The sequence below is a fragment of the Yersinia artesiana genome (assembly GCF_902726545.1).
Classification (GTDB): domain Bacteria; phylum Pseudomonadota; class Gammaproteobacteria; order Enterobacterales; family Enterobacteriaceae; genus Yersinia; species Yersinia artesiana.
On the sequence record NZ_CACVAD010000043.1, the window covers coordinates 1 to 23,771 of the forward strand.

Genomic DNA, 23,771 nt, shown 5'->3' on the forward strand with positions numbered 1-23,771 from the left:
ATATCCTTATGATAACGCCACTACAGCGTAACACCATGTGGATAGCCAATGACATTGAAATAGAACTAATAGGTGTTTCTCATTCCAAAAAAATAATTTTTTCTTAACGAGAAAATTAGAATGATTATCTTAAATAGATGTTTTATACCAACGGATGAGCCAGTAATTTATTTTTGTATATGCAATAACACGGTTTAATAACAGCATAAAGGCAGAATGCAATACCGCAGTATTAAGCTCAACCATTTATGAGTGAATTTATAATTGAGCATAATGGCCAGTCATTTTATCAAGGTGAGGATTCAATCTTTGATAATTTATCTTCGGCAAACGCAACCTTATTCCGCCCGTCTTTTTTAGCGCGATAAAGAGCTTCATCAGCGGCTTTGAGTGAAGAGGCTAGATCATAGGATTGTAAAGGAGAAATCCCCGCGCTCAAGGTAACGGTAGTTGATACCTTGTGATTGAAAACATGTGGAATATCAAGGCCTAAAACCCGCTGACGGACACGTTCTGCTAACTGGCTTGCATACTCTTCACTGACATGTGTCAGCAACACCAAAAACTCTTCACCACCGTAGCGCACCACGATATCCCGTGATCGTACAGCATCACGAATGGCGGCAGCAACGCGCACTAATGCCTGGTCTCCCATCGTATGTCCATAGTTATCGTTATAGGCTTTAAAATGGTCAATATCGAGTAGCAACACATAATGATTACCAGGAGACTGCGCCAGCAGTGTTTCAAGTTTATTCTCCAATCCACGACGATTATACAAACTGGTCAGTGGGTCTATCATACTTAAATCACTGAATTTTTCTCTTTCATTATAAAGACGTGCAACGAGTTTTCGGGTGAAGTCATCGCTGCGACGTAGCATCAAATGATGTAAAGAGAAACCAATCAGAGGCAGCATTATTGTGAATATGATACGGAAAATATTTTGGAAGTCGTCCAGAAAAATAACAGTGAGTGCTAGGGGGGCAGTATGCAAACAAAAAGCGAAAAAGTTATCAGACAGAGCAATTGTGCTGATAAAGAAAATGGTGAATAAGCTGAGTAATAAGTAATTATTTTCATTTGTGCCCAGGTATTCATATTTAAAAATGATTTGCCAGGCCCAGAGAATCCCCATGATAATTGAAAATAAATTCAATTTATCGACATAATTCTTCGAAATAAAAATAAAATACGCCGCAACGCTGAGACTGATAACGGTGATCATGACGAGCGGTAATGTCACTGCTGGCGTTTCAGGAGAGGGTAATATCATACTAAAAATAGCAGACGCTGCATTAAGAAATAGAAAAAGCAGTAAAGAGAGCCGATGCTTACTTTTCAGAAGCTGATCGTAGGAATGGCTATTCATATTCAATTCACTCTGCATAATGGCGTGCTGTCAGTAGACAAATAAACAAGTTCCTCATGAAGCCCTTTTATTTTGGCATCACGATAAATAGTTCTTTTGAGTAATTATTTTTGTTTGAAGCGTTCTATCAGTGCTTTAGGATTTTTCTTAGTCAAAATTACCATTTTTGTTTCAGTCTGTCATCATGATGTCGATCAACTAATCAATTTACTCCTCGAAATCTGATATACCGATGTTATCAATGGCTAAGTGTCAGCCAAATCGCCAGCTTTTTCATGGCAACTTCATGATGCAGACTTTTTTATGATGGTATATGATATTGGTTATCATTATCACTTGAGTGAGCCGTTATTATGATTACAGCCAGATTTTCAGCTTACCGTTCATGGGGGATAAGTGGCTTATTGAGCCGTGGGATGTCCAGTGGTTGGGGGATGTTACTGCCTTTTGCTTTGCTACCGGTGCTGGGCTGGGCTGATATCACTGTAGGTCAGTTGCGAGTGCTCATTGTGGTCGCGATGCTGGCGACGGTGAGCATGTTATATCATGCTCGGTTGCGACACTTTCTCTTACTGCCATCTTGCCTGGCGCTTTTGGCCGGCTTGGCCGCAGTATTGATGCACAACGGTATGCATGGATAAAAGGGATTATAGAGCTGAAGGGGATTTAAATCGTGCTGATATTAGAAATCATCGTGGTGCGAAGGGAGGGACTTGAACCCTCACGTCCGTAAGAACACTAACACCTGAAGCTAGCGCGTCTACCAATTCCGCCACCATCGCCCAAATGATTTCTTACTATCTTACCCGTTATACTTCAAGCTGCATGTTCGTTGGCTGCCTTCATTCACCCTAGTCACTTACTTATGTAAGCTCTTAGGGATTCACTCAGTTGCCGCCTTCCTGCAACTCGAATTATTTTGGGTATATCTCTTGAAGTGAGTAAAACTTAGGATTTATATCACCAGCTTGGTGCGAAGGGAGGGACTTGAACCCTCACGTCCGTAAGAACACTAACACCTGAAGCTAGCGCGTCTACCAATTCCGCCACCATCGCATGTGCTGTGCAATATAAATCTGTACTACGGAGGCGAATTCTAGAGATTTTCGCGGTCAGGTCAATACTTATTTCCACTAGGCGGGACGTTTGCTGTAAAAAGCATCATATGTTGATCAAATGATTTGATTACCGACGCTTTTCTTATTCCAGGCTTAACTCTTTATATGGGCGGATTCCGGTGGATAATGGGCGAATAGCTCAATTAGCCAATCAATTAATACCCTAACTCTGGGCGCCAAAAAACGCCCTGGAGGGAACATAATAAATAGCGGCATCACCGGCGGCGGTATATGGGGTAATACCTCAATCAATTCACCTTGTGCTAATTGAGCCTGAATACCGGTGGTAGGCACCTGAATCAATCCTAAACCTGCCACCCCCGCTGCAATATAAGCGTCTGCGCCACTGACACTCAAAATACTGGGCAAGATACGGTTTTCAATTTTCCCCTGACAAACAAACTCCAACGGGTAATCGCGATGGTTTAACTGGGAGAAATAGCCCACAGCTTGATGACCAGCCAAGTCATCCAGCGACCTCGGAATACCGTGTTTTGCCAAATAAGCCGGCGATGCACAGGTGATTTGTGGTTGTTGACCAATATTTCGTGCCGCTAATTGTTCATCGTGCGGCAGCCAGGCGCGTAATACACAATCTACGCCTTCACGCAGCAGGTCGATGGTGCTGTCATTTGCGCCGAGAATCAATGTGATATGGGGATAGCGCTGATAAAAGTCATTTAATGCGGGGATAACCACATTGCGTGCCAGTGAATGTGGCATATCAATGCGTACCTTTCCTTCCGGTTGCAGCCGCTGGTGGCTGAACAGCGAATTGGCCTCTTCAAATGCCGATAATAATTGCAGACACCGGTGATAATAGAGTGTGCCTTCGGCGGTGATATTCACTTGTCGGGTGGTGCGCACTAGTAAGCGCACACCTAACCGTTGTTCTAATCGTTTTAAGGTGTGGCTGACCGTGGCCCGAGGTAATTGCAGTTTTTCGGCCGCGCGGCTGAAACTGCCCAACTCAACAATACGGACGAATATCTGCATAGCTTGTATCTGATCCATAATTGCGTCCGCCCATTGTTGGTGTTTTTTGAACAGTGATGAGTGATCCGCATTATTTATCTTTCCTCGCGAAACAACCACACTTTCTTCCGACATCACTAATCGGGAGTATCGCAATGCAACAACGTCAATTAGGTTCGAATGGCCCGTGGGTTTCTGCATTAGGCCTTGGCTGCATGGGAATGAGTGATTTCTACTCCACCAATCAGGATGTTAACGAGTCCATTGCTACCCTACATCGGGCATTGGAGCTGGGCGTCACTCTGCTGGACACTGCGGATATGTATGGCCCATTTACCAATGAAGAGTTGGTGGGGCGCGCGATTAAGGGCAAGCGTGATCAGGTCTTTTTAGCCACTAAGTTCGGTATTGTACGTGACCCAAACGACCCGACGGTTCGCGGTGTGAGCAGTCGCCCTGATTATATCCGCCAGTCGGTTGATGGCAGCCTCAAGCGCCTGGGGGTTGAAGTCATTGACCTTTATTATCAGCATCGGGGTGATCCGAGTGTGCCGGTGGAAGATGTCATCGGGACGTTGGCTGATTTGGTCACCGTCGGTAAAATTCGCTATATCGGCTTGAGTGAAGTATCGACAGCAACATTAGAAAAAGCCTATCAGGTGCACCCGATTACTGCGGTACAGAGTGAATACTCACTGTGGACGCGGGATATGGAAACGTCCGTCCTGGTCACCTGCCAACGCTTAGGTATCGGGTTTGTGGCCTATAGCCCATTAGGGCGCGGTTTCCTGACCGGGGCAATACGTAGCCCGAATGACCTGGCTGCTGATGATTTTCGCCGCAATAATCCACGATTCCAAGGAGATAACTTTGCCCGGAATTTGTCACTGGCTGACGCGGTAGTTGAAATGGCTCGCGAGAAAGGGGTTAAACCGTCGCAACTGGCACTGGCATGGGTATTGGCGCAGGGAAAACATATTGTGCCGATCCCTGGGACTAAACGCCGTGTCTATCTGGAAGAGAATCTGGCGGCATTAGATGTGGAGCTCAGCGCGCAAGAGTTGGCGGTGCTGGATGCGGTGTTCCCATTCCATGCCGCAGCGGGTGAACGCTACGGCGCGGAAAGTATGGGGCAGCTTAACGCCTGATTATCAGCGTTTTTTCTTGGGATCTCGTGGCGGACGCCCGACAGTTGCCTGATAGACCTTAAAACGGCCATTCTGCGCCAGCACTTCATGGCTGCCAAATGCGGCATCCAGCAGCGCAGGATAAGGCAAGAAGGCGTTCGCCACGATACGCAATTTACCGCCCACATGCAGGTGCGCGGTGGCTCCACGAATCAGCATCTCAGCCGCAGTCAGGCTGGTTTGAATCCCATCATGGAACGGCGGGTTGGAAATAATCATCTCGAAGCGGCCTTTAATGTCAGAGTAGACATTACTGGCAATCACTTGCGCCTCAATATTATTTGCTGCCAATGTTGCCCGGCTGGCTTCAATTGCCGCGGCGCTCACATCACTCAACGTCCATTTGATTTTGGGTGATTGTTGCGCCAAAACACAGGCCAGCACACCGGCACCACACCCGACATCCAGCACACTGCCTTTAAACGGCTCGCTGAAAGTGGAGAGCAGCAGATGGCTACCCGAATCCAGCGAATCGCGGCTGAAGACGCCCGGCAGGGTTTTTACGATGACATCACCTACCTGATAGCTTTCCCACCAGGCATCGGCATCAAATTCCGGCTGTTTATCCAGGCGACCATGATAGAGGCCGCAACGGCGGGCGCTATCAATTTTGGTTAATTGCGCGAACTCTGACAGCATTTCCTCTGCACTGCGCACACCGCTGCGATTTTCACCCACCACAAAAATATCACAACCGACGGGCAGCAAAGACAGCAGATTGGCTAGTTGGAACTGGGCTTCCTGTTTGCTTTTTGGCCAGTAATAAACCAGCGTATCGCAAGAGGCGACGGTTTCAGGTGTTGCCACAAGACCGAATTGAACATTCTCGTCCAGCGTATTGCTCAGTAATTGCCAGTGGTGATATTGATTGGTGTGAACCCGTATCCCGGCTGCATCAAATTGCGCTGGCAGCGCATCTTGTAAATCACCGGCAAACAACACGTGGCGGGCTATAAATTCATCACTATGGCGCAGTATCACTTCACTGGCTGGGGTTAATGCAGACATCAGTCTTTGGCTCCTTAAGAATATGATCGGGGATTATAGAGGTTTGTTGGCGCATGTTCGATGGGTTTGCTAGCATAGCGGCGAAATACGGGTCGCTTTGACAGGAAAGGGCATGGCATCAAGACGAGACTTACTGTTACAACAGCTTGGTATTACGCAGTGGACATTGCGCCGCCCAGCCGTTTTGCAAGGTGAAATTGCCATACGTTTACCCGACGATACCCGCCTGTTAATTGTCGCAGACCCGCTTCCTGAGCAGGATGACCCGCTGTTGTGCGATGTGTTGCGCAGCCTTGGGCTCACTCCCCGCCAGGCCTATGTGCTGACACCGGAACAGGTGGCAATGTTACCCGAAGAGACACAGTGCAACAGTTGGCGATTGGGCATCAGTGAACCGCTTGCGGTTGCAGGTGCGCAGTTATACAGCCCGGCCCTGACCGGACTTTATCAAGACGCGAGCGCTAAGCGCGCACTTTGGCAGCAGATTTGTCATCATGAAGCAGATTTCTATCCTGACGCCAGCCGATCTGGCCACAGCGTACCAAATTGAACAAGCCAGTCATGCTTTTCCGTGGACGGAAAAAACCTTAGCCAGCAATCAAGGCGAGCGCTACCTCAATTTCAAGCTGAATGTTGGGGAGCAAATGGCCGGTTTTGCCATTACCCAAATTGTATTGGATGAAGCAACGTTATTTAATATTGCTATTGATCCACAGTATCAGCGCCAAGGGTGTGGCCGTTTACTGCTTGAGCATGTCATTACAGAATTGGAAAAACGCCAGATCGTCACGCTTTGGCTCGAAGTTCGCGCCTCAAATGCACGTGCAATAGCCTTGTACGAAAGCCTGGGGTTCAACGAAGTTTCTGTGCGGCGCAACTATTACCCCGGTACCAATGGGCGTGAAGATGCCATTATGATGGCATTACCGATGGGATAGTGCCTTTTTGTCTTGAAAAAATTGTCTATCCCGCATAAATCAGGGAAAATACCGCGCTATAACCACTTATACCCAAAAGTGACAGGAATCGCTGCTGATAACGCAGTTTTTCACGTAAAAGGGTATAGCGCCATAATCAATGCCTTGCTTTGCTTGGGCCTGATATCAATAGGATGTCAGGCCCAGAGCAGGGCGGCCTAAAAGTAGAAATTTCAAATTATGTCTCCAAGTGAATACGCACTGGAAGTCGCGAAAAGACGTACATTCGCGATAATTTCCCACCCCGATGCCGGTAAAACCACCATTACCGAAAAAGTGTTGCTGTTCGGGAACGCCATTCAGACCGCCGGTACAGTAAAAGGCCGTGGCTCAAGCCACCATGCTAAATCTGACTGGATGGAAATGGAAAAACAACGTGGTATCTCCATCACCACTTCCGTGATGCAGTTTCCCTATGGTGGTTGTCTGGTCAACTTGCTTGATACCCCTGGGCACGAAGACTTCTCTGAAGATACTTACCGCACACTGACCGCCGTTGACTGCTGTTTGATGGTGATTGATGCGGCTAAAGGGGTTGAAGATCGCACGCGCAAGCTGATGGAAGTTACCCGCCTGCGTGATACGCCGATCCTGACCTTTATGAACAAATTGGACCGCGATATTCGTGATCCCATGGAAGTGCTGGATGAAGTGGAACGTGAGCTAAAAATTGCCTGTTCCCCTATCACCTGGCCGATTGGCTGCGGCAAGTTGTTTAAAGGGGTTTACCACCTTTATAAAGATGAAACTTACCTGTATCAGACCGGTAAAGGCCACACTATTCAGGAAGTGCGCATTGTTAAAGGGCTGAATAACCCGGATTTGGATGCTGCTGTGGGTGAAGATCTGGCTAAACAGTTCCGTCAAGAACTGGAACTGGTTCAGGGAGCATCGCATGAGTTCGATCATGACGCTTTCTTGTCTGGTGATTTAACACCGGTATTCTTTGGTACCGCGCTGGGTAACTTTGGTGTCGACCATATGCTGGATGGCTTGGTCGAGTGGGCGCCTGCGCCAATGCCACGTCAAACCGACACTCGCGAAGTAGTGGCAGCGGAAGAGAAATTCACCGGTTTTGTCTTTAAGATTCAGGCCAATATGGACCCGAAACACCGTGACCGTGTGGCTTTCTTGCGGGTGGTTTCTGGCCGCTTCGAAAAAGGCATGAAACTGCGTCAGGTGCGCACCAAAAAAGATGTGGTGATTTCAGATGCACTGACCTTTATGGCCGGTGACCGTTCCCACCTCGAAGAAGCCTATGCCGGGGATATTATCGGCCTGCACAACCACGGGACTATTCAGATAGGTGATACCTTCACTCAAGGTGAAGATATGAAGTTCACCGGTATTCCGAACTTTGCACCTGAGCTGTTCCGCCGTATTCGCCTGCGTGACCCACTGAAACAGAAACAGTTGCTCAAAGGCTTGGTTCAGTTGTCAGAAGAGGGCGCAGTACAAGTGTTCCGCCCGCTGACCAACAACGATCTCATTGTTGGGGCTGTCGGTGTTCTACAGTTTGAAGTGGTGTCTTCACGGCTGAAAAGCGAATACAACGTCGAAGCGGTATATGAATCCGTTAACGTATCAACCGCGCGTTGGGTTGAATGTGACGATGTGAAGAAATTCGAAGAGTTTAAACGTAAGAATGAGGTTAACCTGGCATTGGATGGCGGTGATAATTTGAGTTATATCGCCCCAACTATGGTTAATCTCAATATTACACAAGAGCGTTATCCGGAAGTGCGTTTCCGTAAAACTCGCGAACATTAATCGAGCTGTAAGCCGCATTCTATCGGGGTACTCAGTGCCCCGATTCATTAATTTCCCTCATTATTTTCTTTCTAAGATAACTCTCACTTAGTTGTAATATTCCCGTTTTAGTCCTATTCCGACTGTAAATCTTCTGAGATGCTCTATCTTTATAAGGACCAGCAGGATTGGCTGGCATCAAATTCCAGTTAGTTAATCTGCAATAATCGTAAAGTATTCATCAAATTTCCACCCATATAAGGTGGAGTAAGAATCCAAAAATTGAGACGTTACTCTGGTTTGGGTTCATAACAATGAAGGAAGAAATCGATGACAAATACAAAATTTGCCCGTTCAATGATGGCTGTTGTTTTAGGTACCGCACTGATGAGTGGTAGCGTGTTGGCAGAAGAAACCATGCTTAACAAAGCTGACAATGTTGTAGACAGCACTGGTGCGAAACTTGATAGCTCGATGAAGAAAGTCGACAACTACATGGGTGACAGTGCGGCAACGGCGAAAGTAAAAAGCGCATTGTTGGAAGAGAAAACCCTTAAAAGCACTGATATCTCTGTCGAAACCAACCATGGCGTCGTCACACTGACGGGTTTTGTGACTTCTCAGGCTGAGGCCGAAACCGCAGTTGATATCGCCAAAAATGTTGAAGGCGTCAAATCTGTCAGCGATAAGCTACATGTGAAAGATCAAAAATCACAATCAGTTAGCGAATATGCCGGTGATGCAGCAACCACCAGTTCAATAAAAGCCAAATTACTGGCTGATGACATCGTACCATCACGTAAAATTACCGTAGAAACCACTGATGGCGTGGTGCAGTTATCCGGTAATGTTGAAAATAAAGCTCAGGCCGAACGCGCCGAAAGTATTGCTAAAGCCGTTGATGGCGTAAAAAGCGTTAAAAACGACCTCAGTATCAAGTCTTAATTATTATATGGCTGATGGGTATTTCGTAGCACCACAATATAACCTGCGAAATACCCTTTAATAAGTCTGTTAGCCAAATAATTCATCCAATATATCCAAAATAAGACGGCTTCTGTCAGATACGCTACTGTTAAATAGACAGAGGTGGGTAAAGAGTGATTTTCAAATGCGAGTTATGAAGTCATTTTTTCAAACAGGAAGGAGAAGCTTATGTTTCGCTGGGGCATTATATTTCTGGTTATTGCGTTAATCGCAGCGGCACTAGGTTTTGGTGGGCTAGCCGGTACGGCTGCCTGGGCTGCTAAAGTTGTTTTCGTCGTCGGTATTATTCTATTCCTCATCAGTTTGTTTACAGGACGTAAACGCCTTTAGTTAGGTGTAAGGGTTACAGCAAAGGTAAGAAGGGGTATTCTCAATGCCTGGCTGTAACAGAATTAAGGATGGATGGTGGGATACAGAATACCTATCACGCTCGGTAATATTGAACCACTCGCCTATAAACCATATCAACCCGGCAAAATGGCGTTGGTTTGCGAGGGCGGCGGGCAGCGGGGAATTTTCACAGCCGGTGTGCTGGATGAATTCCAGCGCGCCCGCTTTAACCCTTTTGATCTGATGATCGGCACCTCTGCAGGGGCGCAAAATCTCTCGGCATTTATCTGCGGTCAACCAGGCTATGCACGCCGCGTGATTACTCGTTACACCACCACAGCTAACTTCTTTAATCCACTGCGTTTTGTACGTGGTGGACACCTTATTGATCTCGATTGGCTGGTGGATATCACCTCCCAACAATTGCCGTTGGCAATGGATCAAGCCGAACAGCATCTACGCGAGGGGCGTGAGTTTCTCATGTGTGCTTGCCGTAGTGATGATTTTGAACCAACTTATATCGCCCCCACCCGCGAAAATTGGTTACCTGCCGTTAAAGCCTCCAGTGCCATCCCCGGATTGTATCGTCAAGGTGTTGATTTAGATGGGGTAAGTTATCTTGATGGTGGTATCAGCGATGCTATCCCAGTGGAAGAGGCTTACCGCCGTGGGGCCGATACTATTGTCGTCATCCGCACAGTACCTTCGCAGGCTTATTATACGCCGCAATGGATGAAGCGGATGGAGCATTGGCTGAGCGAAAGTAGCTTGCAACAGCTAGTGCGGATAATGAAACAGCATGAGCAGAGTTATCATCGTATTCAGCAATTTATTGAAAAACCGCCGGGTGATTTACGTATTTTCGAGATTTTTCCGCCCAAGCCACTGGCCAGTAATGCTTTGGGAAGTCGGATCCCTGCGTTGAATCGTGACTATCATTTAGGGCGTCGCTGCGGGCGTTATTTTTTGGCAACCGTTGGGCACTGGCTGTTGCCCCAAGAGCAGTCTGAGATCGACAAGGAGAAAACCTCTATTTCTCTTTCTCGTCGCATGATCCAGCCGCAAGATATTAATCAATCAGATGAGATGACAGACTTGATTGATAATGATGATTCTTCATTCGCTATCACTCAATCACCAGAGAACACCGCGCCTGCAAATGCGGTAAAAGCCTCGGATCATCATCTTCCACCTCAGATGACGGTAGCAGACAGCGGGTTGATTATTCCGGCAGCGGCTCGGAGCAAGAAGAAACCGCTACAAGCGGAGATTATTTTGCCGCCAGATGTGGCGAAAACCAAGGGTGATACTGCGTAATGGCATTGATTAGCGGGCAAATGCCCTATTTTGTCGATACACATTGCCACTTTGATTTCCCCCCTTTCCGTGGTGCGGAAGCAGCCAGCTTATTGAGTGCTGCACAAGCGAATGTCAGACAAATTATTGTGCCTGCCGTCAGTGCGGATTATTTCCCGCGTATTCTCGATTTAGCGGCGAACTATCCGCCATTATTTGCCGCACTGGGTATGCATCCACTGTATATTGCGCAGCATCAAGACGCCGATCTAGCCATCCTGGCTTCAGCGCTGGCGGCTAAAACTGAAAAGTTGGTAGCGGTGGGGGAGATTGGCCTGGATCTCTATATGGATGAGCCGCAGTTACCGCGACAATTGGCACTCTTGAACGCCCAGTTAAAATTGGCTAAACAGTATGATCTTCCAGTGATTTTACATTCGCGCCGTTCTCACGATCAACTGGCTTCAGCATTGCGTAAAGCCGCCTTGCCACGCACGGGAGTGGTTCACGGCTTTGCGGGTAGTTTAGCACAGGCACAGGCATTCATTCGCTTGGGTTATTATATTGGGGTGGGAGGCACCATCACTTATGAACGGGCGCAGAAAACCCGCAATGTTATGGCGGAATTACCTTTATCTGCATTATTACTTGAGACAGACGCGCCGGATATGCCACTGGCTGGTTTTCAAGGCCAACCCAATCGGCCAGAGCGAGCGGCTAATGTATTCGCTGCATTGTGCGAGTTGCGTCCGGAAGCACCACAAGAAATTGCTACTCAGCTTTTGCTCAATAGCCAGCACTTATTCCAATTACCTCCAGCCGTTCAACCCACAGTTTAGATTCTGACGTTCCCATACAAATCATACTAATAGTTAGCTAGATCAACTTTCTCGCCATTTTGATGTGACATCCGTCACGTTAATGGCTTTGCAGTTGCTTTTAGTTGTGTTTATTTGTGACAGAGATTGTTTGATCGCCAGATCATGCCGGTATAATCCACCAACATTATTTTAATAAAAATCATTAACAGGATTATCGACATGCTCATGAGTTTGGTCGGAATGGCAGTACTGATATTAATAGCAGTGCTTCTTTCAAGTAATTTTAGGGCGATTAATATCCGCACTGTAGTTGGGGCATTTATTATTCAGGTCGGTATTGGCGCACTGGTTTTATATGTACCGATAGGGCGCCGTATCCTGGGGGGGATGTCTGAAGGTGTTGCAAATGTAATTGCTTACGGCAATGACGGGATTTCATTTATGTTTGGCGGTTTGGTATCCGACAAAATGTTTGAAGTCTTTGGCGGCGGCGGTTTTGTATTCGCCCTGCGAGTCTTGCCGGTCATTGTATTCTTCTCCTCATTAATCGCCGTTTTATATTATCTCGGCATTATGCAACTGGTGATTAAAGTATTGGGCGGTGGTTTACAAAAGCTGCTGGGAACCTCGCGGACGGAGTCTCTTTCTGCCACGGCCAATATTTTTGTTGGGCAAACTGAAGCGCCATTAGTGGTGCGCCCTTATATTGCCACCATGACCCAATCCGAATTATTTGCAGTAATGTGCGGTGGTTTGGCTTCGGTCGCCGGTTCGGTATTAGCCGGTTATGCGCAAATGGGCGTACCGTTGGAATATCTGATAGCTGCTTCCTTTATGGCTGCACCTGGTGGGCTGCTGTTTGCCAAATTGATGGTGCCAGAGACCGAAAAAACTCGTGACAATGTTGATGCGGCCACACTGATTGCTGAAGATGACCGCCCGGCTAACGTCATTGATGCTGCGGCGTCCGGCGCAGCGTCTGGCTTACAGTTGGCACTGAATGTTGGGGCAATGCTACTGGCCTTTATTGCATTGATTGCATTGCTAAATGGTATTTTGGGTGGCATTGGCGGCTGGTTCGATTACCCACAACTTTCGATGGAATTGATTCTGGGCTGGGTATTCTCGCCAATTGCTTATCTGATCGGTATTCCGTGGAACGAGGCGATGGTGGCCGGCTCCTTTATCGGCCAGAAGATCATTGTGAACGAATTCGTGGCATTTATGAATTTCGGTCAATATCTACAGGCAGAAGAGCTGGTGCGCGCTGCCGGTTTGCAGGTGCTTTCTGAACATTCCAAGGCCATCATTTCCTTCGCGCTGTGTGGCTTTGCCAACTTGTCCTCTGTCGCCATCTTGTTGGGTGGATTAGGTAGCATGGCCCCTAACCGCCGCCACGATATCGCGCGCTTTGGTTTAAAAGCGGTGGCGGCAGGTACCTTATCGAACTTGATGAGTGCCACCATCGCCGGCTTCTTCCTGGCATTATAACGGCGCCTAATTATTTTAGGATTTTTGCCATAATCCTGCGTATTTCCGCCCATAAGCTATCCTTGATGCGAGTGGGCGTTTACTGACTGAAAGCCATAAATCAGGTTATTTTGTGATTCTAATCACATATAATATCGGCGCGTTACAAGTTACTATTGATTAATGTGAATTCGAACACATCTCATGTGCTGATAACGTGTTCAAATAGAGCGATAAGTTAGTGCGGTGAGATGGATCTCAATTGCCACCCAGATGGGGCTATCTTCAAGGAACCAAGTCCGCTCGCCAACGTATTGAGCCAGAACCATGCGGCTCATAAATAAATGCTCAGCTTTGGCAAGGTGCCGGGGCTGAAATAGTGTTGGAGAGTTTTATGACCGATTTAACCGCCTGCGCGAATCTCAATGATTATGCCAAACGCGCGCTGAGTTTAATGGATTTAACCACCCTGAATGACGACGATACCGACGATAAGGTGATTGCGCTGTGTCATCAGGCTAAAAGTCCGGCCGGCAATACTGCGGCAATCTGTATTTATCCTCGCTTTATTCCTATTGCGCGTAAAACATTACGTGAGCAGGGAACGCCTGAAATCCGTATTGCCACGGTCACCAATTTCCCTCACGGTAATGATGATATTGCCATCGCGCTGGCTGAAACCCGCGCTGCGATTGCCTATGGTGCTGATGAAGTGGATGTGGTTTTCCCTTATCGCGCCTTAATGGCCGGTAACGATAAAGTCGGTTTTGAATTGGTGAAACAGTGCAAAGAAGCCTGTGCTGACGCCAATGTATTGCTGAAAGTTATCATTGAAACCGGTGAGTTAAAGCAAGAACATTTGATTCGCCAGGCCTCTGAAATTGCTATCAACGCTGGGGCTGATTTTATCAAAACCTCCACCGGTAAAGTGCCAGTGAATGCCACGTTGGAAAGTGCTGGCATCATGATGCGTACCATTCGTGACCTCGGTGTGGCGAAAACTGTTGGTTTTAAACCGGCGGGTGGTGTGCGCACTGCGGAAGACGCGGCACAATTCCTACAGTTAGCGGATCAATTGATGGGTGAGGGCTGGGCTGATGCTCGCCACTTCCGTTTCGGTGCCTCCAGTCTGTTAGGTAGCTTGTTGACGACATTGGGTCATCAGAGCAACAGCAAAACCACCGGCTACTAATCATTATCTCAGTCATTGAACTGAGCCGATGCACTGCGGGCTATTTTGTCCGCTGTGCTGCTTTTATTTCATAAGCAGGGGGATACCTTGTTTCTCGCACAAGAAATTATCCGTAAAAAACGCGACGGCCAGGCACTGAGCGAAGAAGAGATTCGTTTCTTTATTAATGGTATCCGCGATAACGTGGTGTCCGAAGGGCAAATTGCCGCGCTGGCGATGACTATTTATTTCCATGATATGAGCATGCCAGAACGTGTGGCGCTGACCATGGCAATGCGCGATTCTGGCACCGTGCTGAACTGGAAGAGCCTAAACCTTAATGGCCCGATTGTGGATAAGCACTCCACCGGCGGCGTGGGTGATGTGACTTCCTTGATGCTCGGCCCAATGGTGGCGGCCTGCGGCGGCTATATACCGATGATTTCGGGTCGTGGCTTGGGTCATACCGGCGGAACACTGGACAAACTGGAAGCGATTCCCGGTTTTGATATTTTCCCCGACGACAGCGCCTTTCGCAAAATCATTCAGGATGTCGGCGTCGCGATTATTGGCCAAACCAGCTCGCTGGCACCGGCGGATAAGCGCTTTTATGCCACCCGCGATATCACCGCTACTGTAGATTCCATCCCGCTGATTACCGCCTCTATTCTGGCTAAAAAACTGGCTGAAGGGTTGGATGCGCTGGTGATGGATGTCAAAGTGGGGTCGGGTGCTTTTATGCCGACTTATCAGCTATCTGAGGATTTAGCCCAGGCTATTGTCGGTGTCGCCAATGGCGCAGGTTGTAAAACCACAGCGCTGCTGACTGACATGAATCAGGTATTGGCGTCCAGCGCCGGTAATGCGGTTGAAGTGCGCGAAGCGGTGCGTTTCCTGACTGGCGAATATCGTAATCCGCGTCTGTTGGAAGTGACGATGGCGCTGTGTGTCGAGATGCTGCTATCCGGTGGCTTGGCACAAGATGATGCCGATGCTCGTGCTAAGCTGCAAGCGGTATTGGATAACGGCAAAGCGGCGGAAATCTTTGGTCGTATGGTCGCTGCGCAAAAAGGCCCAAGCGATTTTGTCGAACGCTATGACAGTTACTTGCCAGCCGCCATGTTAAGCAAACCCGTGTTTGCTGAACGGCCAGGAATTATCACTGCTATGGATACCCGAGCATTAGGTATGGCGGTGGTTTCCCTTGGCGGTGGTCGCCGTCGGGCAACAGATCCTATTGATTACAGTGTGGGCCTGACTGATATGGCCCGTTTGGGTGCCAGTGTTGATGGTCAACAGCCATTAGCCGTGATTCATGCCAACAATGAAGATGATTGGCAGCAGGCAGCCGATGCAGTGCGGGCGGCAATCACATTAGGTCAAAAAGCGCCGGAAGAAACCCCGGTGGTTTATCGTCGTATTACTGAATAAACGCCATACTTTAAAGGTGCCGCACAGCGTGTGAACCTAGGCAGGAGAAAATGATGAAACGTACATTTATTATGGTATTAGACTCATTTGGTATCGGCGCTAGCGCTGATGCTAACAAGTTTGGCGACGAAGGGGCTGACACTCTGGGCCACATCGCCGAGGCCTGCGCCCGTGGTGAAGCCGATGTTGGCCGCAGCGGCCCATTGAAGCTGCCTAACCTGAGCCGCTTAGGGCTAGGTAAAGCCGCCGAAGAATCTACCGGTAAATTCCCGCCAGGGCTGGATAAGAATGCAGACATCATTGGTGCCTATGGGTATGCCAGTGAGTTATCTTCCGGTAAAGACACCCCATCGGGTCACTGGGAAATTGCCGGGGTACCGGTATTGTTCGACTGGGGCTATTTCAGTGATGTAGAGAATAGTTTCCCACAGGAATTGCTGGATAAACTGGTCAAACGCGCTAACTTGCCGGGCTATTTGGGTAATTGCCACTCTTCAGGCACCGTGATTCTTGATCAACTGGGCGAAGAGCACATGAAAACCGGAAAACCGATTTTCTACACCTCTGCGGACTCCGTGTTCCAGATTGCCTGTCATGAAGAGACTTTTGGGCTGGATCGCCTGTATGAACTGTGCGAAATCGCCCGCGAAGAGCTGACTGAAGGCGGCTACAATATTGGCCGTGTGATTGCGCGCCCCTTCATTGGTGATAAGCCAGGTAACTTCCAGCGCACCGGTAACCGCCACGATTTGGCAGTTGAACCGCCAGCACCAACCATGTTGAAAAAATTGGTGGATGAGAAGGGCGGTGAAGTGGTGTCTATCGGTAAAATTGCCGATATCTACGCCCACGTCGGCATCACGCAGAAAGTGAAAGCGACCGGTCTGGATGCCCTGTTTGATGCCACCATCGAAGAGATGAAAAAAGCCGGTGACAACACCATCGTTTTCACTAACTTTGTTGATTTTGACTCTTCTTATGGTCACCGCCGTGATGTTGCGGGGTATGCCGCCGCGCTGGAATTGTTTGACCGCCGCTTGCCAGAACTGATGGCGCTGGTGAAAGAAGATGACATTCTGATCCTGACGGCTGACCACGGTTGTGACCCAACCTGGCCGGGCACCGACCATACCCGCGAGCATATTCCGGTCTTGGTCTATGGCCCGAAAGTGAAACCGGGTTCTTTGGGTCACCGTGAGACGTTTGCTGATATTGGGCAGACGGTCGCCAAGTATTTCGACCTGTCCCCAATGGATTACGGGAAGAATATGCTGTAAGGCTAAGCTGAGCGTGTCATTTTGGGATTGGGCAGTGCTCGCCCTCCTCACGTGCTCAGGTTTTATAAGACCAGGTGTACGCTCCGGGGGGCTGCGCGCTGACCGCGCCTAAAATTTCGGCGTTCATCTACGTTTCCGATTGTTTAAAAAATCGGAATTGCATAAGGCGCAGCAAAAGCCAGCATAGCTCAGTTATATAAATTTTAATTCTCTGATTTTTAAGGAAAGTGATTATGGCAACACCACATATTAATGCAGAAATGGGTGATTTCGCTGACGTTGTACTGATGCCTGGGGACCCGCTGCGTGCGAAGTTTATCGCAGAAACCTTCCTGAAAGATGTGAAGCAAGTGAATGATGTGCGTGGCATGTTGGGTTTCACTGGCACCTATAAAGGGCGCAAAATTTCAGTAATGGGCCATGGCATGGGTATTCCTTCTTGCTCCATTTACGCGAAAGAACTGATCACTGATTTTGGCGTGAAGAAAATCATCCGTGTGGGTTCCTGTGGTGCAGTTCGCGCTGACGTTAAGCTGCGCGATGTGGTTATCGGCATGGGCGCTTGTACTGATTCCAAAGTGAACCGTCTGCGCTTTAAAGACCACGACTATGCCGCTATCGCTGATTTCGACATGACGCGCAATGCTGTTGATGCGGCAAAAGCGAAAGGCCTGAATGTCCGGGTGGGCAACATCTTCTCTGCGGATCTGTTCTATACGCCAGATCCACAAATGTTTGATGTGATGGAAAAATACGGCATCTTGGGTGTGGAAATGGAAGCTGCCGGTATCTACGGCGTTGCTGCTGAATTCGGCGCGAAAGCCCTGACTATTTGCACTGTGTCTGACCATATCCGTACCGGTGAACAAACCACCGCCGCTGAGCGCCAAACCACTTTCAACGATATGATTGAGATTGCATTGGAATCAGTATTGCTGGGTGATAAAGAGTAACTTCGTCCTGCGTTTCCTATTCAGCGGCAGAACTCTCTGCCGCTGAAGCTGAATCTATTTATCATCCGGTTTCTTGTCTGCTTCAGGCGTTTCCTCTTCACTCTCATCTTCTTTGACTGGCTTATTGGCGGTCAGTAGATAAGGTGATTGCTGCCAGCGGCTCCGGCGGCCTTGCAGTAAGGTTCGAGCCAGAATAATACCGACGGCCAGTGCTACTAGTATCATTAACCGTAGTAAATTGGTGGTATTATCCACTTGCTTGGATTCTGTGGCGAGTACGTGGGTATCGAGCGTCATGCGCAGAAACCCGGTTGGTCCGCTTTTACCGGGGATCAATTCAACAATCTGGTGATTAAAATAACTACCAGGGCGTTTACCATCTAAAGCCAGTCTGTCTCGCACTTTAACGTTCTCTCCGGCATTGGCAACCAACGTACCGTCAATCTGATATACACTGGCATCCAATATGCGGCTGGATTGCGTCAATTGCTGAAGAATCGCATCGACTTTCTGGCTATCAATATCATCATCACCGGTATCCATAATGGGTGACAGGCTGAAGGCGACTTGTCTCGCCAAGGTTTTCGCCAGCTCTTCAACTTGTTCCGAGCGGGCGAGTTGATGACTGAGGCTAAAATAGGATGCACCTTGCATAAGTAACACCAATAATGCAAGGCAAATCAATACAATAGCGGTGCGATGTAAGCGGAATTTTAATTTAGCCTTGGCCATGCAGGTTCCTTGCACTAATCAGTGACTTTATGTTGCCAGAAGCCAGGGCGATAGGATAGCTTGATGCGTCCTTTTGTCTGCCTTTACCCCGTTTTCTACAGGAGTCATTCATGTCTAATAGTCTGACCTATTGCGATCTTCCCGCGGAGATCTATCAATGGCCGGGTCTGCCACTTTCACTCAGTGGCGATGAAGTTATGCCGCTGGATTATCGGGCTGGTCATACAGGTTGGCTGTTGTACGGCAGAAAACTGGATAAAAAGCGTATTACTGATTTTCAACGCCAGTTGGGCGCGGCAATGGTAATTGTCTCCGCCTGGTGTGTGGAAGATTATCAAGTTATCCGTCTGGCGGGCAGCCTGACCCCGCGAATTAAAACGCTGGCTGATGAAAGCGGGCTGGACGTGGCTCCGTTAGGGGCGATCCCGCATCTGCGCACACCTGGTCTGTTAGTGATGGACATGGATTCTACGGCTATCCAAATTGAATGTATTGATGAGATTGCCAAACTAGCGGGTGTCGGTGAAGAGGTGGCGGCAGTCACTGAGCGCGCCATGCAGGGCGAGCTGGATTTCTCCGCCAGTTTGCGCCAGCGCGTGGCAACCCTGAAAGGGGCCGATGCCAATATCCTCAAACAAGTGCGTGATGAATTGCCATTGATGCCGGGGCTGACCAGTTTAGTGCGCAAACTTCAGGCACTGGACTGGCATGTGGCGATTGCTTCCGGCGGTTTTACCTATTACGCCGAATATCTGCGCGACAAATTGCGGCTGGTTGAAGTGGCAGCTAATGAGCTGGAAATCAAAGACGGCAAACTGACCGGCAAAGTGCTGGGGCCGATTGTCGATGCACAATACAAAGCTGATACGCTGCTCAAACTGGCTGAAAAACTGAATATTCCGGTGGCGCAAACTGTGGCAATCGGCGATGGTGCCAATGACCTGAAAATGATGCAGGCAGCCGGACTGGGCCTGGCTTTCCACGCCAAACCTAAGGTTTATGCCAAAGCCAAAGTGGCTATCCGCCACGGCGATTTGCTGAGTGTGCTGTGTATCCTCACCGGTAGTTTAAAACATGAAAGTGCGCAGTAGCTGTTGGTTATTTGATTGAGGTGAAATGTGGCTAAAGCACCAAAACGAGCTTTTGTCTGTAATGAATGTGGGGCTGATTACCCGCGCTGGCAGGGGCAATGCAGTGCCTGTAATGCCTGGAATACTATCACCGAGATTCGGCTGGCGGCCGCGACATCATCGACGCGTAATGAACGTTTTGTTGGTTATGCCGGAGATGCTGGTGTCAGTCGGGTTCAGAAATTATCCGACATCAGTTTGGAAGAGTTACCGCGCTTCTCAACCGGTTTCCTGGAATTTGATCGGGTGCTGGGCGGCGGTGTGGTGCCGGGCAGTGCCATTCTTATCGGCGGCAACCCCGGTGCGGGGAAAAGTACCCTGTTGCTACAAACGCTCTGTAAATTGTCCGAAAACATGAAAACCCTGTATGTCACTGGCGAAGAGTCACTGCAACAGGTCGCGATGCGCGCGCATCGTTTGGGATTACCCACTGCGGGCCTGAACATGCTGTCTGAAACCAGTATTGAGCAGATTTGCCTGATTGCCGAACAAGAACAACCTCGGTTGATGGTGATTGACTCAATCCAGGTGATGCACATGGCGGATATCCAATCGTCGCCGGGCAGTGTGGCGCAAGTGCGTGAAACCGCGGCTTATCTCACCCGTTTTGCCAAAACCCGTGGTGTTGCCATCGTGATGGTGGGGCATGTGACCAAAGATGGTTCGCTGGCGGGGCCGAAAGTATTGGAACACTGCATTGACTGCTCGGTGATGCTCGATGGCGACGGCGACTCACGTTTTCGCACTTTGCGTAGCCACAAAAACCGCTTTGGCGCCGTCAATGAGTTGGGCGTATTTGCCATGACCGAACAGGGTCTGCGCGAGGTCAGTAACCCGTCGGCAATTTTCCTGAGCCGCGGTGATGAAGTGACGGCGGGCAGCTCAGTGATGGTGGTATGGGAAGGGACACGCCCATTACTGGTTGAGATTCAGGCGCTGGTGGATCACTCGATGATGTCGAATCCGCGTCGGGTGGCGGTCGGGCTGGAGCAAAATCGATTGGCAATTTTGCTGGCCGTGTTGCACCGTCATGGTGGTTTGCAGATGTCAGATCAGGACGTATTCGTCAATGTGGTCGGTGGGGTGAAAGTGACGGAAACCAGTGCTGACCTGGCCTTGCTGATGTCGCTGGTTTCCAGCTTGCGTGACCGCCCACTGCCACAGGATTTAGTGGTGTTTGGTGAGGTCGGGCTGGCGGGTGAAATTCGCCCGGTGCCAAGTGGGCAGGAACGTATCTCCGAGGCGGCCAAGCACGGGTTTAAACGCGCTATCGTGCCTTATGCCAATATGCCAAAGAAACCCCTGCCTAATATGCAGGTTTTCGGTGTCAAAAAACTGGCCGATGCACTGGCGGTGTTGGAAGATTTGTAGCACCTCATTTAGTCGTGTTCATTGCGCAGCATACTGTGTTATTTTTGTTTAGTGCGCTAAACAAGGAGGCGGTATGCTGCAGTTCGACTATCTCAAAACAGCGATTAAGCAAAAAGGCTGTACCTTACAGCAAGTGGCAGATGCCAGCGGCATGACCAAAGGTTATTTAAGCCAGTTACTCAATGATAAAATCAAAAGTCCCAGTGCACAAAAGCTAGAAGCCTTGCACCGCTATCTCGAGCTGGAGTTTCCGCGCCGTGAGAAAAAAGTCGGCGTGGTGTTTGGTAAATTTTACCCACTGCATACCGGCCATATCTATCTTATTCAGCGTGCTTGTAGTCAGGTCGACGAACTGCACATTATCCTTTGTTACGATGAGCCACGCGATTTGGAGCTGTTTGAGAACAGTTCAATGTCACAGCAACCGACCGTCAGCGACCGCTTGCGCTGGTTACTACAAACCTTTAAGTATCAGAAAAACATTCATATTCATTCATTTGATGAAAATGGTATTGAACCCTATCCACATGGCTGGGATGTCTGGAGCCGTGGGGTCAAAAAGTTCATGAATGAGAAGGGGATAGTGCCGAATTTCATCTACTCCAGTGAAAGTCAGGATGCGCCGCATTATCGCGAACAATTTGGTATCGAAACTATCTTGATCGACCCTGAACGCTCCTTTATGAATATCAGTGGCCGCCAGATCCGCCGCGATCCTTTCCGTTACTGGGATTATATTCCCACCGAAGTGAAGCCATTTTTTGTTCGTACCGTGGCGATATTGGGCGGCGAATCCAGTGGAAAATCCACCTTGGTCAATAAGTTAGCTAATATTTTCAACACCACCAGCGCATGGGAATATGGCCGCGACTATGTTTTCTCTCACTTGGGAGGCGATGAGATGGCGCTGCAATATTCCGATTATGACAAAATTGCATTGGGGCAAGCGCAATACGTTGATTTTGCGGTGAAATATGCCAATAAAGTCGCCTTTATCGATACCGACTTTGTTACCACACAGGCATTTTGTAAGAAATATGAAGGGCGCGAGCATCCGTTTGTCCAGGCGCTGATTGATGAGTATCGCTTTGATCTGGTTATTTTGCTGGAAAATAATACGCCGTGGGTGGCTGATGGTTTGCGCAGTCTGGGCAGTGATCGTGATCGCAAATCGTTCCAAAATTTACTGGAACAGATGTTGCGCAGCAACAATATAGAATACGTCCACGTTGAGTCGGCAGACTACGACGAGCGCTTCCTGCGCTGTGTCGAACTGGTGCAACAGTTATTAGCCGCCGATCTGCAAAGATTGGCCCGCCCTTCATTGCTGGCTGAAGCGCGGGAAGGATAATCTTAGTAAGCAATCACTATCTTGCCCTGCATATGCCCGCCTGCGACTTGCGCGTGGGCAGCTTTCAGGTTTTCTACTGTCAGGCCGTGCAGCGTTTCGCTCAGGGTACCTTGCAATTTACCCTCATCAACTAACTGGCTCACCTGTTTTAAGATTTCCCCCTGCTGGGCGATATCCGGCGTAGAAAACATGCTGCGGGTGAACATAAACTCCCAATGCAGGGCGGCGCTTTTCAGTTTCAACTGATTCTGATCCAGCGGTTTTTCGTTCTCCACAATGGTGCAGATTTGCCCCAGCGGGGCGATCAGCTCGCTAATCGCCGGCCAGTGACCATCGGTGTCATTCAAGCAAAGAATATAATCAACTTTATCAATACCTTCTTTTACTAACTGCGCTTTCAGGTCACGGTAATCCACCGTCAGGTCGGCACCGCGTTCCATACACCAGGCGGCTGATTCCGGGCGTGATGCTGTCGCAATCACTTTAACTGGACTGCGCAAGGCGGCTAGCGGGATAGCCAAAGAACCCACGCCACCGGCACCGCCAATAATAAGCAGAGTTTGGCCTGCGCTAGCCTGCTGAATTTTCAGGTGTTCGAATAGCGCCTCCCACGCAGTGATGGCGGTTAATGGTAGCGCTGCGGCTTGCGCCCAGTTCAATGAGCGCGGCTTATGGGCGACAATGCGGGCATCGACCAATTGCTGAGTGGCGTTGCTGCCAGGACGAGTGATATCACCGGCATACCACACTTCATCACCGGCACGGAAACCGGTCACTTTCTCACCAACACTGACAACCACACCGGCGGCATCCCAGCCCAGAATGCGTGGTTGTTGCAAGCCATTCTTTTTCAGACCGCCATGTACCTTGGTATCCACCGGATTGATAGATGCAGCTTTGACCTCGACCAGCAAATCAAATGGGTCGGGTGCGAGAGCATCTAGGGCGATTTCAATAAAATCAGCGGGTTGTTGTGGGTTTACAGCTATAGCTTTAATTGACATGGTGATGTTCCTGCTCCTGTTTAGCCTATTCACTGAGTCTAGACCTATCTGATGAGAGTGA

The 23,771-nt window shown here is 48.9% G+C and carries 22 protein-coding genes and 2 tRNA genes; 17 read left to right on the top strand and 7 right to left on the bottom strand.

Going from position 1 to position 23,771, the window contains the following annotated elements; all coding sequences use genetic code 11:
- Nucleotides 1-289: 289 nt before the first annotated feature.
- The gene (locus tag HU019_RS14555; protein WP_174849483.1) at nucleotides 290-1,390 is read right to left on the bottom strand and encodes a GGDEF domain-containing protein; all 1,101 of its coding nucleotides are present in this window, start codon (nucleotides 1,388-1,390) and stop codon (nucleotides 290-292) included.
- 335 nt (nucleotides 1,391-1,725) lie between these two features.
- Here HU019_RS14555 and HU019_RS14560 point away from each other — a divergent pair, with 335 nt between their 5' ends.
- On the top strand, nucleotides 1,726-2,013 hold the full coding sequence (locus tag HU019_RS14560) for a DUF1435 domain-containing protein (RefSeq protein WP_174849482.1): 288 nt from the start codon (nucleotides 1,726-1,728) through the stop codon (nucleotides 2,011-2,013).
- 54 nt (nucleotides 2,014-2,067) lie between these two features.
- On the opposite strand, the gene HU019_RS14565 is transcribed toward HU019_RS14560, so the two are convergent.
- The 3 genes from HU019_RS14565 to HU019_RS14575 all read right to left on the bottom strand — a co-directional run bounded on the left by HU019_RS14565 (nucleotide 2,068) and on the right by HU019_RS14575 (nucleotide 3,504).
- Nucleotides 2,068-2,154 (bottom strand) — tRNA-Leu (locus tag HU019_RS14565).
- A gap of 187 nt (nucleotides 2,155-2,341) precedes the next feature.
- A tRNA-Leu gene (locus HU019_RS14570) sits at nucleotides 2,342-2,428 on the bottom strand.
- A 155-nt stretch (nucleotides 2,429-2,583) separates the two neighbouring features.
- Entirely contained in the window at nucleotides 2,584-3,504 is a 921-nt protein-coding gene (locus HU019_RS14575; RefSeq protein ID WP_174849481.1) for a LysR family transcriptional regulator, read from the bottom strand.
- 116 nt (nucleotides 3,505-3,620) lie between these two features.
- Here HU019_RS14575 and HU019_RS14580 point away from each other — a divergent pair, with 116 nt between their 5' ends.
- On the top strand, nucleotides 3,621-4,613 hold the full coding sequence (locus HU019_RS14580) for an aldo/keto reductase (protein ID WP_174849480.1): 993 nt from the start codon (nucleotides 3,621-3,623) through the stop codon (nucleotides 4,611-4,613).
- A 3-nt stretch (nucleotides 4,614-4,616) separates the two neighbouring features.
- Here the strand turns inward: HU019_RS14580 and rsmC are convergent, their stop codons facing one another.
- Complete coding sequence (gene rsmC, locus HU019_RS14585; RefSeq protein ID WP_174849479.1) at nucleotides 4,617-5,660, bottom strand: 16S rRNA (guanine(1207)-N(2))-methyltransferase RsmC; 1,044 nt, start codon at nucleotides 5,658-5,660, stop codon at nucleotides 4,617-4,619.
- 112 nt (nucleotides 5,661-5,772) lie between these two features.
- Between rsmC and HU019_RS14590 the strand changes: the two genes are divergently transcribed.
- The 12 genes from HU019_RS14590 to deoD all read left to right on the top strand — a co-directional run bounded on the left by HU019_RS14590 (nucleotide 5,773) and on the right by deoD (nucleotide 18,122).
- Nucleotides 5,773-6,210, top strand: coding sequence for a DNA polymerase III subunit psi (locus HU019_RS14590; RefSeq protein ID WP_174849478.1), 438 nt, complete (start codon nucleotides 5,773-5,775; stop codon nucleotides 6,208-6,210).
- A complete protein-coding gene (rimI, locus tag HU019_RS14595) occupies nucleotides 6,155-6,598 on the top strand; it encodes a ribosomal protein S18-alanine N-acetyltransferase (protein ID WP_174849477.1) in 444 nt (147 codons plus the stop codon). Before HU019_RS14590 ends, rimI begins: the two co-directional genes overlap by 56 nt.
- A 219-nt stretch (nucleotides 6,599-6,817) precedes the next feature.
- The gene (gene prfC / locus HU019_RS14600; RefSeq protein ID WP_174849476.1) at nucleotides 6,818-8,407 is read left to right on the top strand and encodes a peptide chain release factor 3; all 1,590 of its coding nucleotides are present in this window, start codon (nucleotides 6,818-6,820) and stop codon (nucleotides 8,405-8,407) included.
- Nucleotides 8,408-8,716: 309 nt separating this feature from the next.
- Nucleotides 8,717-9,331 carry a molecular chaperone OsmY gene (gene osmY / locus HU019_RS14605; RefSeq protein WP_174849475.1) on the top strand — a complete coding sequence of 205 codons (615 nt, stop codon included), beginning with the start codon at nucleotides 8,717-8,719 and terminating at the stop codon, nucleotides 9,329-9,331.
- Between the two features lie 210 nt (nucleotides 9,332-9,541).
- Nucleotides 9,542-9,703, top strand: a complete 162-nt coding sequence (locus tag HU019_RS14610; protein WP_004389381.1) for a DUF1328 domain-containing protein — start codon at nucleotides 9,542-9,544, stop codon at nucleotides 9,701-9,703.
- 72 nt (nucleotides 9,704-9,775) lie between these two features.
- Complete coding sequence (locus HU019_RS14615) at nucleotides 9,776-11,020, top strand: patatin-like phospholipase family protein (protein WP_174849474.1); 1,245 nt, start codon at nucleotides 9,776-9,778, stop codon at nucleotides 11,018-11,020.
- A 20-nt stretch (nucleotides 11,021-11,040) separates the two neighbouring features.
- Entirely contained in the window at nucleotides 11,041-11,838 is a 798-nt protein-coding gene (locus HU019_RS14620; RefSeq protein ID WP_174849497.1) for a TatD family hydrolase, read from the top strand.
- 201 nt (nucleotides 11,839-12,039) lie between these two features.
- Nucleotides 12,040-13,311: a NupC/NupG family nucleoside CNT transporter gene (locus HU019_RS14625; protein ID WP_174849473.1), complete on the top strand. Its 1,272-nt coding sequence runs from the start codon at nucleotides 12,040-12,042 to the stop codon at nucleotides 13,309-13,311.
- Nucleotides 13,312-13,684: 373 nt separating this feature from the next.
- Nucleotides 13,685-14,482: a deoxyribose-phosphate aldolase gene (gene deoC, locus HU019_RS14630; RefSeq protein ID WP_050138007.1), complete on the top strand. Its 798-nt coding sequence runs from the start codon at nucleotides 13,685-13,687 to the stop codon at nucleotides 14,480-14,482.
- An 87-nt stretch (nucleotides 14,483-14,569) separates the two neighbouring features.
- Nucleotides 14,570-15,892: a thymidine phosphorylase gene (gene deoA, locus HU019_RS14635; protein WP_174849472.1), complete on the top strand. Its 1,323-nt coding sequence runs from the start codon at nucleotides 14,570-14,572 to the stop codon at nucleotides 15,890-15,892.
- A 53-nt stretch (nucleotides 15,893-15,945) separates the two neighbouring features.
- Nucleotides 15,946-17,169 (top strand): phosphopentomutase, encoded by a 1,224-nt coding sequence (gene deoB / locus HU019_RS14640; protein WP_174849496.1) that lies wholly within the window; start codon nucleotides 15,946-15,948, stop codon nucleotides 17,167-17,169.
- Between the two features lie 233 nt (nucleotides 17,170-17,402).
- On the top strand, nucleotides 17,403-18,122 hold the full coding sequence (gene deoD, locus HU019_RS14645) for a purine-nucleoside phosphorylase (RefSeq protein ID WP_050075812.1): 720 nt from the start codon (nucleotides 17,403-17,405) through the stop codon (nucleotides 18,120-18,122).
- A 54-nt stretch (nucleotides 18,123-18,176) separates the two neighbouring features.
- On the opposite strand, the gene HU019_RS14650 is transcribed toward deoD, so the two are convergent.
- Nucleotides 18,177-18,854, bottom strand: coding sequence for a YtjB family periplasmic protein (locus HU019_RS14650; RefSeq protein ID WP_174849471.1), 678 nt, complete (start codon nucleotides 18,852-18,854; stop codon nucleotides 18,177-18,179).
- A gap of 110 nt (nucleotides 18,855-18,964) precedes the next feature.
- Between HU019_RS14650 and serB the strand changes: the two genes are divergently transcribed.
- The 3 genes from serB (at nucleotide 18,965) to nadR (ending at nucleotide 22,706) form a co-directional block, all read left to right on the top strand.
- Nucleotides 18,965-19,945: a phosphoserine phosphatase gene (gene serB / locus HU019_RS14655; RefSeq protein WP_174849470.1), complete on the top strand. Its 981-nt coding sequence runs from the start codon at nucleotides 18,965-18,967 to the stop codon at nucleotides 19,943-19,945.
- A gap of 27 nt (nucleotides 19,946-19,972) precedes the next feature.
- Nucleotides 19,973-21,355, top strand: coding sequence for a DNA repair protein RadA (gene radA, locus HU019_RS14660; RefSeq protein WP_174849469.1), 1,383 nt, complete (start codon nucleotides 19,973-19,975; stop codon nucleotides 21,353-21,355).
- Between the two features lie 73 nt (nucleotides 21,356-21,428).
- Nucleotides 21,429-22,706 carry a multifunctional transcriptional regulator/nicotinamide-nucleotide adenylyltransferase/ribosylnicotinamide kinase NadR gene (gene nadR / locus HU019_RS14665; RefSeq protein ID WP_174849468.1) on the top strand — a complete coding sequence of 426 codons (1,278 nt, stop codon included), beginning with the start codon at nucleotides 21,429-21,431 and terminating at the stop codon, nucleotides 22,704-22,706.
- A gap of 2 nt (nucleotides 22,707-22,708) precedes the next feature.
- Here the strand turns inward: nadR and HU019_RS14670 are convergent, their stop codons facing one another.
- Nucleotides 22,709-23,710 carry a zinc-binding alcohol dehydrogenase family protein gene (locus tag HU019_RS14670; RefSeq protein ID WP_174849467.1) on the bottom strand — a complete coding sequence of 334 codons (1,002 nt, stop codon included), beginning with the start codon at nucleotides 23,708-23,710 and terminating at the stop codon, nucleotides 22,709-22,711.
- Between the last annotated feature and the right edge of the window lie 61 nt (nucleotides 23,711-23,771).

Coding starts and splice junctions, on each gene's coding strand:
- HU019_RS14590 (WP_174849478.1), top strand. CDS start 5,773: ATGGCATCAAGACGAGACTTACTGTTACAACAGCTTGGTATTACGCAG.
- HU019_RS14610 (WP_004389381.1), top strand. CDS start 9,542: ATGTTTCGCTGGGGCATTATATTTCTGGTTATTGCGTTAATCGCAGCG.
- prfC (WP_174849476.1), top strand. CDS start 6,818: ATGTCTCCAAGTGAATACGCACTGGAAGTCGCGAAAAGACGTACATTC.
- HU019_RS14615 (WP_174849474.1), top strand. CDS start 9,776: ATGGTGGGATACAGAATACCTATCACGCTCGGTAATATTGAACCACTC.
- HU019_RS14620 (WP_174849497.1), top strand. CDS start 11,041: ATGCCCTATTTTGTCGATACACATTGCCACTTTGATTTCCCCCCTTTC.
- rimI (WP_174849477.1), top strand. CDS start 6,155: ATGAAGCAGATTTCTATCCTGACGCCAGCCGATCTGGCCACAGCGTAC.
- deoB (WP_174849496.1), top strand. CDS start 15,946: ATGAAACGTACATTTATTATGGTATTAGACTCATTTGGTATCGGCGCT.
- rsmC (WP_174849479.1), bottom strand. CDS start 5,660: ATGTCTGCATTAACCCCAGCCAGTGAAGTGATACTGCGCCATAGTGAT.
- osmY (WP_174849475.1), top strand. CDS start 8,717: ATGACAAATACAAAATTTGCCCGTTCAATGATGGCTGTTGTTTTAGGT.
- deoD (WP_050075812.1), top strand. CDS start 17,403: ATGGCAACACCACATATTAATGCAGAAATGGGTGATTTCGCTGACGTT.
- HU019_RS14650 (WP_174849471.1), bottom strand. CDS start 18,854: ATGGCCAAGGCTAAATTAAAATTCCGCTTACATCGCACCGCTATTGTA.
- HU019_RS14580 (WP_174849480.1), top strand. CDS start 3,621: ATGCAACAACGTCAATTAGGTTCGAATGGCCCGTGGGTTTCTGCATTA.
- HU019_RS14555 (WP_174849483.1), bottom strand. CDS start 1,390: ATGCAGAGTGAATTGAATATGAATAGCCATTCCTACGATCAGCTTCTG.
- nadR (WP_174849468.1), top strand. CDS start 21,429: ATGCTGCAGTTCGACTATCTCAAAACAGCGATTAAGCAAAAAGGCTGT.
- HU019_RS14575 (WP_174849481.1), bottom strand. CDS start 3,504: ATGGATCAGATACAAGCTATGCAGATATTCGTCCGTATTGTTGAGTTG.
- HU019_RS14670 (WP_174849467.1), bottom strand. CDS start 23,710: ATGTCAATTAAAGCTATAGCTGTAAACCCACAACAACCCGCTGATTTT.
- deoC (WP_050138007.1), top strand. CDS start 13,685: ATGACCGATTTAACCGCCTGCGCGAATCTCAATGATTATGCCAAACGC.
- HU019_RS14625 (WP_174849473.1), top strand. CDS start 12,040: ATGCTCATGAGTTTGGTCGGAATGGCAGTACTGATATTAATAGCAGTG.
- serB (WP_174849470.1), top strand. CDS start 18,965: ATGTCTAATAGTCTGACCTATTGCGATCTTCCCGCGGAGATCTATCAA.
- HU019_RS14560 (WP_174849482.1), top strand. CDS start 1,726: ATGATTACAGCCAGATTTTCAGCTTACCGTTCATGGGGGATAAGTGGC.